The following is a 14,496-nucleotide window of genomic DNA, read 5'->3' as shown; positions in this document are numbered from 1 at the left end:
TAAATTAAATTTGTGACTATTATAAGTTTCACATTTTTATTTTCGATAATTTTCTATCTTTGTGAGTGCTTTGCAAAAAAGCAAGAACATTACAAAACGAATTATAGAGTATTAATCAAAAAATAAGGAAGATGATAGTTGGTATCCCAACCGAAGTTTCTAAAGAAGAACGAAGAGTTGCAGCCACTCCTACCACAACCAAGCGATTACTTAAGCAAGGCTTTGAAGTAATTATTGAAGCAGGAGCTGGTAAGAGAGCAAACTTTTCTGACAAAGAATTTGAAGAAGCTGGTGCAAAAATCGTTGGTTCTGCACAAAATATTTATGCAGAGTCTGATATTGTGTTAAAAGTACAGGCTCCTACGTTGGAAGAAGTGGACATGATGAAAGAAGGCTTGGTCCTTTTAAGTTATTTATGGCCAGACCAAAATCCAAGTTTAATGCAAAAACTTGCTGAAAAGAAAGTAAATGCAGTAGCAATGGATGCGGTTCCACGTATTTCAAGAGCTCAAAAGATGGACGTTCGTTCCTCTATGGCAAATATCGATGGATATCGTGCAGTAATTGAAGCTTCTTTTCATTTTGGAAGATTTTTAAATGGACAGATAACTGCCGCAGGTAAGGTTGATCCTGCAAAGGTACTCGTTATCGGAGCCGGAGTTGCAGGTTTGGCAGCTATTGGAACGGCTAACTCATTAGGAGCTATCGTACGTGCATTTGATACACGTAAGGAAGTGGCCGAACAGATTCAGTCTATGGGTGCAGAATTTTTAACTGTAAACATTGATGAAGACGGAGCTACTGATTCAGGGTATTCTAAAGAAATGAGTGATGCCTTTATCAAAGCAGAAATGGAGTTATTCCTAAAACAAGCACAAGAAGTTGATATTATTATCACAACTGCTCAAATTCCAGGAAGACCTGCTCCAAAGTTGGTAATGGATTATCACGTAAAAGCAATGAAGCCAGGTTCTGTTATAGTAGATTTAGCTGCTTCAACTGGAGGTAACTGCGAAGCCACAAAAAACGGAGAGATTTACACAACTGATAATGGGATAACCATTATTGGGAAATTGGATCAGTTACCAACACAAGCTTCTCAACTTTATGGAAACAACTTATGCCACCTACTCGATGACATGGGAAAAGGAGAAAACTTCAAAATCGATATGGAGGATGATGTAGTTTCTAGAGCTATGGTAACATATAATGGTGCTATTAATTGGCCACCAAAACCACTTCCTGTGAGTCCACAAAAACCAAAACCGGTTGTAAAGGAAGTTACACCAGAAGAATTAAGAGCTCAAGAAATTGCAGCTATTAAAAAGAAAACAAAATCTTTATTCATCCAATTAGGTGTTGTAGGTGCAGTATTATTTTTAATGGGACAATTTGCTCCTAGAGAATTTATGCAACATTTTACTGTATTCGTACTAGCAGTATTCGTAGGATGGCAAGTAATTTGGAATGTTTCGCACTCTTTACACACCCCTTTAATGGCTGTAACCAATGCTATTAGTGGTATTATCGTAGTTGGAGGATTACTTCAAGTGTTAAGTCCTGCAAGTAGCTGGGATCATCCACTAACAATTATTGCTTTTCTAGCAATCCTAGTGGCAAGTATCAATATCGTAGGTGGTTTCTTTGTAACTCACCGTATGTTGAATATGTTTAAAAAATAAAAACAAGAAATTATGATTAGTGGAGGAATTCAAACAGCAGCCTATTTATTCGCAAGTATCTTGTTTATATTGAGCTTGGGAGGTTTATCTTCTCAAGAATCTGCCAAAAGAGGTGTTCTTTTTGGAATTGTAGGTATGATTATCGCCGTTTTAGCAACTATCTTAGGAGTTGAAGACGGACAAAATGGATATGTATATATTATTATTGCTCTAGCTATTGCTTCTTTGATTGGAATCATGGTAGCGCGTAAAGTAGAAATGACAGCTATGCCTCAGTTAGTTGCTATCTTACACAGTTTTGTTGGATTAGCAGCAGTATTAGTTGGTTTTGGTTCTTATATAGATCCTCACAGCCAAGCTCTAGAAGGTGTAGAAAAGAATATTCATTTGGTAGAAGTTTTTGCAGGTGTTTTCATCGGTGCATTAACATTCACAGGTTCTATTATTGCTTGGGGTAAGTTAGATGGGAAAATAAGAAGTAAACCTTTATTATATCCTGGAAGACATGCTGTAAATATCATCTTAGTAATAGCTTCCATTGTGTTAGGAGTTCTATTTACTAATGCGCCAGGTACTGAGGGAATGTTGTACTTGATAATCATGACAGCTATCTCTTCTTTTATAGGAGTGATGCTTGTTATGGCAATCGGTGGTGCTGACATGCCTGTAGTTGTTTCTATGTTAAACTCCTATTCAGGATGGGCAGCTGCAGCGGCTGGTTTTATGCTAAGCAATGACCTATTGATTGTAACTGGAGCCTTAGTAGGTAGCTCAGGTGCCATTCTTTCCATCATCATGTGTGAAGCGATGAATCGTTCATTCTTCTCTGTGATTTTTGGAGGTTTCGGGAGCGCACCAGCAGCAACAGGATCACAAGAAATTGAAGGAGAAATCACTTCTGTTACGCATGAAGCTACCGCAGAATTATTGGAAAGTGCAAACTCAGTAGTAATCGTTCCAGGGTACGGAATGGCTGTAGCAAAAGCACAATATCCAATTTTTGAAATGGTTGAGTTTTTACGCGGACAAGGAAAGGAAGTAAGATTTGCTATTCACCCAGTTGCTGGTCGTTTACCTGGTCACATGAATGTATTATTAGCAGAAGCAAAAATTCCTTATGATATCGTATTGGAAATGGATGAAATCAATGATGACCTTCCTAATACCGATGTTGTTATGGTTATCGGTGCTAATGACGTAGTTAATCCAGGTGCAATAGATGATGCTTCTAGTCCGATATATGGAATGCCTGTAATTCACGCATGGGAAGCCAAGAAAGTAATCGTAATGAAGCGCTCGATGGCAGTTGGTTATGCTGGTGTAGAAAATCCTCTTTTCTATAAAGACAATACCGATATGCTTTACGGTGATGCAAAAGATAGCGTAATTAAGATAAACACTTTATTACATAAATAATAAAAAATACAGATTATAATTATAGACCCCGACACTCCTTCGTCTGTCGGGGTGACAATACATGGTGAGGGTAAGGCGGTCGGCTTTGCCGACCGATAGTCTCCCCCCCCTCGATTGTCACCCCGAGAACCTTGGTTGCTCGGGGTCTATTTTAAAATTATTCCTATTTCTTGCATCTTTATAAATTAAATATAATTCATATACAGTAGAAATTATTGATTTTATTTATTTTTGTAAATACTTAACGGTTTAAGAAATAAAATTTCTAGCGGGTTTGGTATGTAATTTGCCAAACCCGTTTTGTTTTATAATAAAAAGGATGATGACAAAAAGAAGTAGAATTGTAATAGCAATCGTAGCAATTGGATTAACTGCTTGTGGGACAAGCAAAAGCATACAGAAAAATTATCAAGATTTAATTCAAGGTACTTGGATAGTTGAATCAATGGAAGGAAAGGAGGTGGATAATGCCGTTAGAAAACCTTATTTCATAGTGGAGGGTAATACAATTTCTGGAAATGGTGGTTGCAATTCTTATTCAAGTAATATAGAGAAACTAACTTCTAAAGAAATTCTATTAGGGAAAACCGTAGCTACTCTCATGGCTTGTTCCGATGAAAATAAAGAAGATATCTATTTTCAATTATTAGATAAAGTGAATGCTTACAAAATTGTGGATGATAAACTCATTATACGAGATGCTAGTGGAAATGAAATTCTGACTTTTAAAAGGGATAACATGGTAGCTATTAAGAAAGAATTAAGTGGAGAATGGAACGTTAAAAGCATCTATGAGAAAGAAGTGACTGATGTAGAAACACGTCCTACAATCAACTTCGATTTTAACGAAGGAAGAGTATTTGGGATAGATGCTTGTAATAACTACTTTGGAGCAATCAAAAACATTACAGGAAAGACATTAGAATTGGGTTTAATTGGCTCTACACGTAAGATGTGTGCAGATATGACCATTCCAGATAGTTTTTCAAAGGCTTTGAATGAGGTAGTTTCTTATCAATTAAAAGAGGAAGAATTAATTCTTATAAATGAAACGGGAAATCACGTCCTAACTTTCATTAGATAATTAGCTTGGTACATATTAAATTTGTGTCTCCCCTATCTAATTAAAAAATCACAAAGTCTCAGGTCTATTAAAGAATAATTCTTGACTTGTTTTGGAATTCTTCATACTTGCGATTTGGAATAGCACAAACAGGCTCTTATATCAATGGCTACTTGCGTTGGCAAGAAAATACGCCGTTTATCATTCAAAGTGCAAGCACAGCAAGTGGTTCTACAGCAACTAGTGGTGAGCGAATGAGAATTACCAGCATTGGGGCTTTAAATAACACTGAGGGCAATTTTGGTGGATTAACTACTCCTGTGTAGAACAAAAGCCTCTTAACCATCAATTTATCTTTAAAATTTATTTTTTCCTTTCGAAAAAAAGATGTAAATTGCTTATATAACAAAAAAACATTATATGGCATAAGTTTACATTTACGGTAATTTTATAAGAAAGAAATTAAAACCACAGGGGAAAACTACTCCCATTTATGAAATTTAAGAAAGTTTTTTTAATACCAACACAATGGAGATTTATTGCAAAGGAGCATAGTATGAAAGAGATGAAAAACATATCCTGTCTTTGTCTTTTAAGAAAGAGTACAATAGACACGTTTCCCCTCCATTGGAGTTAACTAGTTCTATCCAAAGCGATAAGAGGTAAAGATTAAGAACTAAAAAAACAATAATCTTATTCAATTGAATAAAACCGTTTTTTATACTGTCTTTTGTTTGTTATGGATGTCTAAATTGACACTGTCTCAAATCGTACCTGAAAGCGAAAATTTAGTGCCGAATGGAAGTTTTGAGGAGTATGAGGAATGTCCTTTAGGAATTGCAGATTTTTCTGTTTCAGAGTGGTTTTCGGCAACGTGGGGAACTCCTGATTATTTTAATGTATGCAATAGCGATTATTTATCAACAGGGATTCCATTAAATTTTATAGGATATCAATATCCAAAAGATGGTGATGCTTATGTAGGTTTGGGGCTTGATTTTAATGTCAATCCAACATTTCGGGAGTATATCCAAGTTCATTTAAAACATCCGTTAGATTCACAAAAAATATATGAGTTTTCTTGTTTTATAAATAAGGCTGATGACCCTTCCGTATGCACAACAAATTTAGGTTTTTTGTTTTCAGAGGATTCTATAGGGGGGGATGTAAATCAAATTCTACATGAAGTTCAATACACAAATACTAATTCATTTATAACGTGTGACGAAGAAAATTGGAGCAAAATTAATTTTATATTTGAGGCGCAAGGTGGTGAAAAATTCTTAACCATTGGCTTTTTCGATTTAGATAATCATCTAGACACAGTTGTGACAAAATATTCAATATATGGTGTTCAATCATATTATTATATAGATAAAGTCTCCTTAGTGGCAACCAATTTTACAATTCCAAATGTTTATACTCCAAATAATGATGGGGTCAATGATGTGTTAACGATTAAAGGTGTTCCCGAGGGGTTTAATTTTACAATTCTAAACCGATGGGGAAATGTTGTATTTGAAACTAATAATTCAAGTCACGAATTTTGGGATGGAACATACGATGGAAATAGATGTACAGACGGTGTGTATTTTTATACACTTGTAAAAGACGATTTTAAAAAAAGTGGTTTTATTCATTTGGTAAGATAAATTAAATTTCATAACTATCCGAAACTTTTTCAGAAAATCATATTAAAAATTAAAAAACCGAAACAGTCTTCTTAAATTTGAAAATCACGACAAAATTCAAATGAAATGGGACTGTTTCGTAGGAACAAAAATAACAATAAGCCTGTAATTCGTCAAATTATTGACTTAATTCCTCAACATTTATTAGCAAGAGTTATTCAACAGCATAATTCTGACAAGGGATGCCATAAATACAAGACTTATGACCAACTTGTTGCAAATTTGTTCGGACAGCTGTCTCGATGTAGTACTTTAGAGGATATTTCTGTTGGTATTGGTGTGTCGAAAACCTTTATTCGGGACTTAGACTTAAAACAAAGTCCTGCAAAATCAACGATGAGTGATGGGAATAAAAAACGTAGCCACAAAGTCTTTGAGAGTCTGTATATGAGTTTGTTAAGCTACTACGGTAATTTATTGAAAAGACATACTCATCGAAAAGTAGTAGAAGAAGTTAAAAATCAAACTATTCTTCTTCGTGATAGCAGTACAGTTAGCGTGTGTCTAGGGCTTTTTGATTGGGCAAAGTTTCGGACAGCAAAAGGAGGAATTAAAATCCATACGCAATGGGATGAGGCGATGATGATGCCTAACCTTGTGAATATCACTAATGCATCTATTCATGACAGAAAAGGATTTGAAGAAATTGTTTTCCCAAAGGATACGATTATTGTTGAAGATAAAGGATATTGGGATTTTAACATCATTAAAGCTAGGGTGTTGTCCCAAAATGTTTTTGTTACAAGAATAAAAGAAAACACTGTTTATGAAGTAGCTGAAGAATTAGATCTTCCAGAAAATGAGGATCAACATATTTTAATAGACGAGATTATTTATTTGACAGGACAAAAAGCAAAAGAAGTTGGGATAAATCAAATGAAATTCAGAAAGGTTGTAGCCTACCATGAAGAGAAAAATACAACGATAGAAATTATAACTAATAATCTTTCTTGGAAAGCTTCAACAATTGCAGAACTATACAGAAGGCGTTGGGATATAGAAACTTTCTTCAAGCTTTTAAAACAAAATCTCAATGTCAAAACTTTTATAGGAACTTCTGAAAATGCAGTAAAATCACAAATATTTATTGCATTAATTACCTATTTACTACTTGAACTTTTACGAAGAGTTGGGGTGTCAGGGAAAACGGCTTTTTCAAACTTTGTAGAAAAAATAAGAATTTGTCTGCCATTCTATCTTTCCTTAGATTATGTTATAAATACTATCCGACCGATTGTCCAAAAAGCAGAGAAACCTCCTCCAGAAGATGATTTGTGGACAACGGTACAACTCCAAATGTTTTAACTGTTTGACTTTTTTTCTCACATTATGATTATTGACTATTACAAATAGGACGATACAGGATGTTTTGTATCAAATTTTAAAAAACTTTCGGATGAATGTGATTAAATTTTGTCAATTATGAAAAATTTTATTTATTTAGGACTAATTTTGTTTACAATTGGTCATTTAAAAGCACAAAGTACTGATGCTGGGTTAAATGGGAATACTTGGGGCGCAAATAAATATCTTGGTTGGAATACCTCCAACGGAACCAACCCTTTGCTTTTCAAAACCAACAACGTCAACCGTATGAAACTCAACGGTAATTTGAGTTATTCGATTGACGGTTATTCGGCTACACGCAATGGAAATCTGCTAATTGGATGGCAGAATCCAGGAACGTTGTATAATGCTAACAGAGGGGCATATTCTCTTTTACATCTCAATGGAGAGGGAACACTTTTACAGGAAGGAGGGTATCGTTCATGGATGAAAACAGGTATTACCTTTACTGGGAATAATGATTTGAGTTATATTGGTTAACGACAATTGGGAACGGGAACAGATATAACTGAAACCACTATTGCATGGTCAGACAACCAAGGCTCTTCACATCCTGGGCCTGATGATATGGTGTTTCGATTTTTAGCTAGCGGAGGTGGGACAACAGCAATATCCTCTGATTTGGAGTCAGTAAATGATTTCGATGGATTGCATGTTGCACGATTCGCACCAACTGGTGAGTTTGGATTGGGAAATACCTTCGGTATTAATACACCAACTACACCACCCAATCTTTATGTGCGCCCACAATCTCTGATGCATCTAAGTTTAAACGGAAACAGGCAAGTTTGGTCTCAATATACCAACGAATCTACAGGTCAAACCGAATTTGACGGATTGCGATTTGGAATAGCACAAACAGGCTCTTATATCAATGGCTACTTGCGTTGGCAAGAAAATACGCCGTTTATCATTCAAAGTGCAAGCACAGCAAGTGGTTCAACAGCAACTAGTGGTGAGCGAATGAGAATTACCAGCATTGGGGCTTTAAATAACACTGAGGGCAATTTTGGTGGATTAACAACTCCTGTGAATAGAACGAGAGTTGCTATTAGCGCGGATGGTGCTAATCCGATTACCCAACCAAGAAGTTTACTTCATCTTGGCTACAACACTTCATCAATTCCGATAATAGGTACAAGTCTTGATGATGGCTACAGGCCATGGATGGATGTTGGAATGTTTATCAGTGATGATTCAGATAATATGTATGTCGGCTTAAAACGAGAAGACAATGACCGAATGGATGCTGTTATTAACTGGGGAGATAATCAAGTTGCAGGAAATACTCCAAACGGACCCGATAACATGCGCTTTATCTTCACTTCCACAACTACAGCATTGCCACCAGGTAGCGGAACTCCACCAGCTACAAGTATTGACGGCTTAGAAGGAATGCGATTAACCCCAACGTTAGCAACAGGTGTATTTGTAGGTGTAGGAGGTGATCCGAGTGCGAATTTGTATTATGGAGGGTCTATAAATCCAAGCGAAAATTTAGAAGTTAATTCTTGGGGAAGTGTTAGCGATGTAGGAGGAAGTTCAGGTATGCGGTTTACAGATTTGAATACGTCCTCCCCCACGACAACTAATCCAGGGCATGGAGTATTAGCTGTGGATGCAACGGGTAAAGTAATTTATGTAGAAGATGATAGCGGTGTAGGAATTGGAAATTACTGTGGTGATACTCCTAACCCATTGACGGCAGATTACGAAATACCTTTGAATATGAATAATTATTATTTTTCAGATCCCACTGGGAATCTTTTGTATGGAGAAAATAGTGTTGTAATAGGTAAAAACTGTACAACAAGTCCAGAGGCTAAATTAGATGTGTATAGAGATTTGGGATTAAACAACCCATCAGAAGTCGTGGGAGCTAAGGTTGTCAATTCAGACCAAGCAAATTCAGATCCAATGACTGGTGATGCAATAGGAATATTGGGTATTGCTAATAATTATAATAAATGGAGTATAGGTATAAAAGGAATTGCGGAAAATGGCTTTGCAAATGTGGGGGGCTATTTTGAATCTTCTTCTAGTTTTAATGGAATTCAAAACGGGGGTAATGTAGGTGTGATAGCTTTGGCATTTGACGGCAATAATAATTATGCCATCGAGGCAAATGGAGGGGGTGGTATAAGTAGTTATGGTTTAAATTCAGTAGCTTCAGGTTCTTCGTTAGAATCAATAGGGGTACAATCTCGAGCTTTTGGAAGCATCCAAAATTATGGTGTTAAAGCTCTGGCCTTTAACCCAACAGGAGTAAACTATGGAATATACGCCTCTGCAAATAGTCAAGGTGGAAGTGCAATTAGTTATGCAGGCTGGTTTGAAGGAGATATATATGTTAATGGTATGAACTCAGGAACAGGCTATGTTTTAGCTTCTGATGCCCAATTTAAGTCAGACGTTAACACCATTTTAAACCCAATAGAAATAATAACAAACCTGCAACCAAAGTCATATTATTATGACACTTCAAATGTATATGGCATTCATTTTCCAAATGAGAAACAATATGGTTTTATAGCACAAGATGTTGAGCAAATACTTCCTGAATTAGTTAAGGAGATAACAAAACCAGCAACAAGGGATTCTATAGGAAATATTATTACAGAAGAAATAACCTATAAGAATGTAAATTACAATGCCTTTATAAGTATTCTGGCAGCGGCAATTAAAGAGCAACAAGATGAAATTGGCAAGAAAGATTCATTAATCAATAATTTAAATGATCGGTTGAGCCAGTTAGAAAATTGCCTAAGTGGTATATTGCCCCAACTGTGTCAAATTAATCAGTCAATGACAGAAGAAATGCCAAAGGATAACCAAGCAAAATTGTTGGAAGAGATAAAGGTTATTTTGAGCGATAAATCGACTATTATTTTGAACCAAAATATACCGAATCCATTTGCCGAACGAACAATAATTGGTTACACCATTCCTGAAACCGTTAAAGAAGCAGAAATCGTTTTCTACGGTGCAGAGGGTAAAATTATTAAGACTGTTGTAATTGACGAGCGAGGAGAAGGCAGATTAAATGTTTATGCCGACGATTTGAGTACTGGAATTTACATGTACACCTTAATCGCAGATGGTCAAGTGGTGGCTACTAAACGAATGATGAAGAGGTAAAAAGAAGATTTATATGAGGTGATTTATACACAAAGCCGTTTCAGTTTGGAACGGCTTTTTTCTTGGTTTTTTATTTGACTCTAATTGTTGTTGGGATCATCTAATTTCCGTTTCCTATATCTTATAAATGAAACGGGAAATCACGTCCTAACTTTCATTAGATAATTAGCTTGGTACATATTAAATTTGTCGCTCCCCTATCCAAATAAGAAATTACAAAGCCTCAGGTCTATTAAAAAATAATTCCTGACTCGTTTTAGAATTCTTCATAGATGTAATTACAGTATCTAAGGGAGCTATAAATACATTTGGATAGTCTATTTCACCAAATTCAGAGCGGATTGGGTAAGCTAACTGTTCTTTTTCTATAGAGAATTGAGAATTTACACCAGGTTTATTCCCTCTTGGATCTACTCTGAACCAGCCATAATCTTCTAAATAAAGAGCATTTAATCCATGTAAGGCATGACCTGATTCTGGATCTTTAGGATTTCTTAAAACACGTTGATAGCAGAAGCCAGCAGGAATACCCAAACCACGCAATAATGTAGCTAATAAATGTGCTTTAGCAAAGCAAATACCTTCTTTATTTTCTATCACATCTATAGCATTAATGGTAACTATAGGGTCTTTGGTATCAAACGAATGTGCAATTTCATCCCTTGCTATTTCAAAAGCCCATCTAGCCTGATCTATTTTTGAACCAGAACGTTCTTGGATTTCAACTATTCGTTCTTGAATGGAAGGATTGTTAAATTGGATAACAGGTGGAATTTCCTGCAAATAGTCCTGTAAATTTTGAGATTCTAATATAAGTTCCATAAATATATCTTAAGAATTCTTTTAATTCAGTAAAAATAACAGCATTTCTTAAAACTTTGTTCACGATAAACCTTTAATTTTAGATTATTGATTAAATTTGTATAAATTTTAATAGAAATAAAATGATTTTAGGAATAGCAGGCCCATGGCAAATAGTTCTGATTGTTGTCGTTGTTTTACTTTTATTTGGAGGAAAGAAAATTCCTGAATTAATGAAAGGTCTTGGACAAGGAGTAAAAGAATTTAAGGATGCCACAAAAGGTGAGGAAGGAAAAGACTCAAAGAATATTGAAAATAAAGAATCTAACGATCAATAAGATTTTCATTTTTCATGTACAAAACTTTTGCTGAAATAAAAATAGCACTCCAAGCTGGGAAATCGGTAGAGCAAATCGTTCAGAGTTATCTGAATGTGATAGAGCAGCGTAAAGATTTAAATGCTTTTATTGAAGTGTTTACCGATACAGCTATAGCTAATGCTAAAAAAATAGATGAAAAAATCAAAGAAGGAACAGCTGGCAAATTAGCTGGGATGGTGATTGGATTAAAAGACAATATCTGCTATAACGGCCATAAAGTTTCTGCTGCATCCAAAATCTTAGAAAATTTCACATCTATCTATTCAGCTACTGTAGTAGAACGATTATTAGCCGAAGATGCTGTTATTATCGGACGTCTCAATTGTGATGAATTTGCAATGGGAGGTTCCAGCGAAACATCTTACTACGGATCTGTTAAAAATCCGATAAATCAGGAATATGTAGCAGGAGGATCTTCTGGAGGTAGTGCATGTGCAGTTGCTGCTAATTTATGTACTGTTTCATTAGGTACAGATACAGGAGGTTCCATCAGACAACCTGCATCTTTTACTGGAACTATCGGTTTAAAACCAACCTATGGTAGAGTGAGTCGTTATGGAGCCATCGCTTACGCTTCATCTTTTGATCAGATTGGTCCAATTGCTAATTCGATTGAAGATATTGCACTTATTACAGAAGTTATAGCTGGAAAAGATGAATATGATTCTACTTCTTCTAGTAAGGAAGTACCTTCTTATCAACCAATTCCGTTAAACAAAAAGCTTAAAATTGCGTATCTTACAGATACTATAGAACGTGAAGGAATCGATACCGAAGTAAAGTCAAAAATAAAAGAAATTATCAGCAAGTTACAAGTTGAAGGGCATACTGTAGAAGGTGTTGGATTTCCCTATCTCGATGAGATGGTTCCTACCTATTATGTATTGACCACAGCAGAAGCTTCTTCCAACCTAGCCCGATTTGATGGGATTCACTATGGATATAGAAGTCCTTCAGCAGAAGGTGTAGAAGAAATTTATGTGAAAACAAGAAATGAAGGATTCGGGCAAGAAGTCAAACGTAGAATTATGGCTGGTACCTTCGTGCTTTCACATGGCTTCTATGATGCTTACTATTCAAAGGCGCAAAAAGTAAGACGTCTTATTCAAAATAAAACAAATGAAATCTTAAGCAATTACGATATCATTATATTACCTACAACCCCATCTACGGCTTTTAAATTAAATTCTATCAAAGATCCCATACAGATGTATCTACAAGACATCTATACCGTACAAGCAAATTTAGCTGGTAATCCTGCTATTTCCCTTCCTATTGGAACACATAACAACGGAATGCCTTTTGGATTGCAGGTAATTGGCAAATCTTTTGAGGAAAAAATATTAATTGACGCTTCAGCGTATCTCCTGAAATTTGGTGGATGAAAAGAACAATAGGTAAGATAATAATTATAGTGTGCACATCTTTAATAGGATTGCCTTCTTTTGCACAAAACGTTAAATCTACCTCTGATACTACTACAATAGAATGCGATGAATTTATAGAGGTAATTAACAGCACATTACATGATTATTATTTACAATTTTCCTCTACTAAAAAACAAAAAGATTCAATTAAGGCTGCCTTTGGATATGATGAAAAATTTGTTCCTCAATTCTCCGATTCTGAATATTGCAACAGATTAACTGTTTTAGATGCACAAAGTCCTTTTGAATTTGTATGCAATCCAACTACTTTAAGTGTTATCAAATTCTTCAATCAAAGTAGAAGAGGATTTGTAAGTGTTGTATTAGGGAGATCTAAGCTATATTTTCCAATGTTTGAAGAAAAGTTGGCAAAACATGACATGCCGTTAGAACTAAAATATCTCGCCGTCATTGAAAGCGGTTTACGCCCACAAGTAAAGTCAAAAGCAGGAGCGCTAGGCCTATGGCAGTTTATGTATAGAACTGGGAAAATGTATGGAATGGATGAGTCCACATACATTGATGAACGTATGGATCCTAAAATGGCGACAGAGGCTGCCTGTTTATATCTAAAAAAATTATATGAATTATATGGAGATTGGTCTATGGCACTTGCAGCTTATAATGCTGGACCTGGAAACGTAAATAAGGCAATTAAACGATCAGGAGGTGAAATGACTTATTGGGGAGTTCGTCCTTATTTGCCTAAAGAAACTCAAGGGTATGTTCCTAATTTCATTGCTATGGCATATATGATGACCTATTCGGCAGAGCATAATATTTCAGAAAGAGAACCTAAATTTCATGATTTCCAGATTGATACTGTATGTATCAAAAGAGGAATTCACATGGAAACCATCGACTCATTAATAGGCTGGAAAGTAGAAGACATTCAAGCATTGAACCCAATCTACAAAACAACGTACATTCCTTATAGCGAGAAACATGCTTGCATTAATATCCCTAGTACATTTATTAATAAATGGATAGAAATAGAAGATAGTATTTTCAAGATAGATTCTTTGATATATCAAAAAGTAATTGAAGAAAAGATATTGGAAGCTGAAGCATCTCAACCCACTTATATCACACATGTTGTAACAGTAGGACAAACCTTAGGGCATATCGCAGGGAAATACAAAACGACCGTTCAAAAAATTATGGAATGGAATAAGTTACGTTCTACAAATATTGCAATTGGACAACGACTAATCATTTACACGAGTGCTCCACCAGTAAAAAAACCCGCACAAACTACGCCTACTCCAGTAACACCTAAAGTTACAGAAACTCCAACTAATGAAATTGCTGTACAAGACTCTATTTCGAATACACCCGAAAATAATGTGGTAGAAAATCAAGATACTGTGAGTACAGAGAGTAAAACTCATAAAGTTGTTGCAGGAGATACACTGTGGGGTATTGCTAATAAAAATGGTTTGACAGTGGATGAATTACTACAATTAAACCCTGGAATGGATCGCAACGGATTAAAAACTGGTCAAATCATTCGCGTTAAATAAGTGGTATCTTTATTGCACAATCTCTCCA

The 14,496-nt window shown here is 35.5% G+C and carries 12 protein-coding genes; 11 read left to right on the top strand and 1 reads right to left on the bottom strand.

The genetic code is table 11. The annotated features are described in order from the left end of the window. The first annotated feature begins 131 nt into the window (after positions 1-131). From M9897_12760 to M9897_12725, 8 genes are all read left to right on the top strand, one after another. Positions 132-1,682 (top strand): Re/Si-specific NAD(P)(+) transhydrogenase subunit alpha, encoded by a 1,551-nt coding sequence (locus M9897_12760; GenBank protein ID MCO5269756.1) that lies wholly within the window; start codon positions 132-134, stop codon positions 1,680-1,682. 12 nt (positions 1,683-1,694) lie between these two features. Further along, positions 1,695-3,098, top strand: a complete 1,404-nt coding sequence (pntB, locus tag M9897_12755; protein ID MCO5269755.1) for a Re/Si-specific NAD(P)(+) transhydrogenase subunit beta — start codon at positions 1,695-1,697, stop codon at positions 3,096-3,098. Between the two features lie 322 nt (positions 3,099-3,420). Further along, the gene (locus M9897_12750; GenBank protein MCO5269754.1) at positions 3,421-4,182 is read left to right on the top strand and encodes an META domain-containing protein; all 762 of its coding nucleotides are present in this window, start codon (positions 3,421-3,423) and stop codon (positions 4,180-4,182) included. A gap of 107 nt (positions 4,183-4,289) precedes the next feature. Continuing rightward, complete coding sequence (locus tag M9897_12745) at positions 4,290-4,487, top strand: hypothetical protein (GenBank protein MCO5269753.1); 198 nt, start codon at positions 4,290-4,292, stop codon at positions 4,485-4,487. 417 nt (positions 4,488-4,904) lie between these two features. After that, positions 4,905-5,813, top strand: coding sequence for a gliding motility-associated C-terminal domain-containing protein (locus M9897_12740; protein MCO5269752.1), 909 nt, complete (start codon positions 4,905-4,907; stop codon positions 5,811-5,813). Between the two features lie 105 nt (positions 5,814-5,918). After that, positions 5,919-7,157 carry an IS4 family transposase gene (locus M9897_12735; GenBank protein ID MCO5269751.1) on the top strand — a complete coding sequence of 413 codons (1,239 nt, stop codon included), beginning with the start codon at positions 5,919-5,921 and terminating at the stop codon, positions 7,155-7,157. Between the two features lie 117 nt (positions 7,158-7,274). Beyond that, positions 7,275-7,679, top strand: coding sequence for a hypothetical protein (locus M9897_12730; protein MCO5269750.1), 405 nt, complete (start codon positions 7,275-7,277; stop codon positions 7,677-7,679). A gap of 6 nt (positions 7,680-7,685) precedes the next feature. Beyond that, positions 7,686-10,337 (top strand): tail fiber domain-containing protein, encoded by a 2,652-nt coding sequence (locus M9897_12725; protein MCO5269749.1) that lies wholly within the window; start codon positions 7,686-7,688, stop codon positions 10,335-10,337. Between the two features lie 213 nt (positions 10,338-10,550). Here the strand turns inward: M9897_12725 and M9897_12720 are convergent, their stop codons facing one another. Beyond that, entirely contained in the window at positions 10,551-11,159 is a 609-nt protein-coding gene (locus M9897_12720; GenBank protein ID MCO5269748.1) for a transglutaminase family protein, read from the bottom strand. 122 nt (positions 11,160-11,281) lie between these two features. Here M9897_12720 and tatA point away from each other — a divergent pair, with 122 nt between their 5' ends. From tatA to M9897_12705, 3 genes are read left to right on the top strand one after another with little or no spacing between them, the layout of a single operon-like run. Next, positions 11,282-11,476, top strand: a complete 195-nt coding sequence (tatA, locus tag M9897_12715) for a twin-arginine translocase TatA/TatE family subunit (GenBank protein MCO5269747.1) — start codon at positions 11,282-11,284, stop codon at positions 11,474-11,476. Positions 11,477-11,490: 14 nt separating this feature from the next. After that, positions 11,491-12,903, top strand: coding sequence for an Asp-tRNA(Asn)/Glu-tRNA(Gln) amidotransferase subunit GatA (gene gatA / locus M9897_12710; protein ID MCO5269746.1), 1,413 nt, complete (start codon positions 11,491-11,493; stop codon positions 12,901-12,903). Next, positions 12,900-14,468: a LysM peptidoglycan-binding domain-containing protein gene (locus tag M9897_12705; GenBank protein MCO5269745.1), complete on the top strand. Its 1,569-nt coding sequence runs from the start codon at positions 12,900-12,902 to the stop codon at positions 14,466-14,468. Before gatA ends, M9897_12705 begins: the two co-directional genes overlap by 4 nt. Positions 14,469-14,496: the final 28 nt, after the last annotated feature.

The sequence above is a fragment of the Brumimicrobium sp. genome (assembly GCA_023957385.1).
Taxonomy (GTDB): domain Bacteria; phylum Bacteroidota; class Bacteroidia; order Flavobacteriales_D; family Crocinitomicaceae; genus Brumimicrobium.
The sequence above is the reverse complement of the archived record's forward strand: the minus strand, read 5'-3'. Positions and strand labels throughout refer to the sequence as shown.

Bases quoted from the DNA above. Each gene is read 5' to 3' on its own strand.
- M9897_12760 (MCO5269756.1), top strand. From the start codon at position 132: ATGATAGTTGGTATCCCAACCGAAGTTTCTAAAGAAGAACGAAGAGTT.
- pntB (MCO5269755.1), top strand. From the start codon at position 1,695: ATGATTAGTGGAGGAATTCAAACAGCAGCCTATTTATTCGCAAGTATC.
- M9897_12750 (MCO5269754.1), top strand. From the start codon at position 3,421: ATGACAAAAAGAAGTAGAATTGTAATAGCAATCGTAGCAATTGGATTA.
- M9897_12740 (MCO5269752.1), top strand. From the start codon at position 4,905: ATGTCTAAATTGACACTGTCTCAAATCGTACCTGAAAGCGAAAATTTA.
- M9897_12735 (MCO5269751.1), top strand. From the start codon at position 5,919: ATGGGACTGTTTCGTAGGAACAAAAATAACAATAAGCCTGTAATTCGT.
- M9897_12730 (MCO5269750.1), top strand. From the start codon at position 7,275: ATGAAAAATTTTATTTATTTAGGACTAATTTTGTTTACAATTGGTCAT.
- M9897_12720 (MCO5269748.1), bottom strand. From the start codon at position 11,159: ATGGAACTTATATTAGAATCTCAAAATTTACAGGACTATTTGCAGGAA.
- tatA (MCO5269747.1), top strand. From the start codon at position 11,282: ATGATTTTAGGAATAGCAGGCCCATGGCAAATAGTTCTGATTGTTGTC.
- gatA (MCO5269746.1), top strand. From the start codon at position 11,491: ATGTACAAAACTTTTGCTGAAATAAAAATAGCACTCCAAGCTGGGAAA.
- M9897_12705 (MCO5269745.1), top strand. From the start codon at position 12,900: ATGAAAAGAACAATAGGTAAGATAATAATTATAGTGTGCACATCTTTA.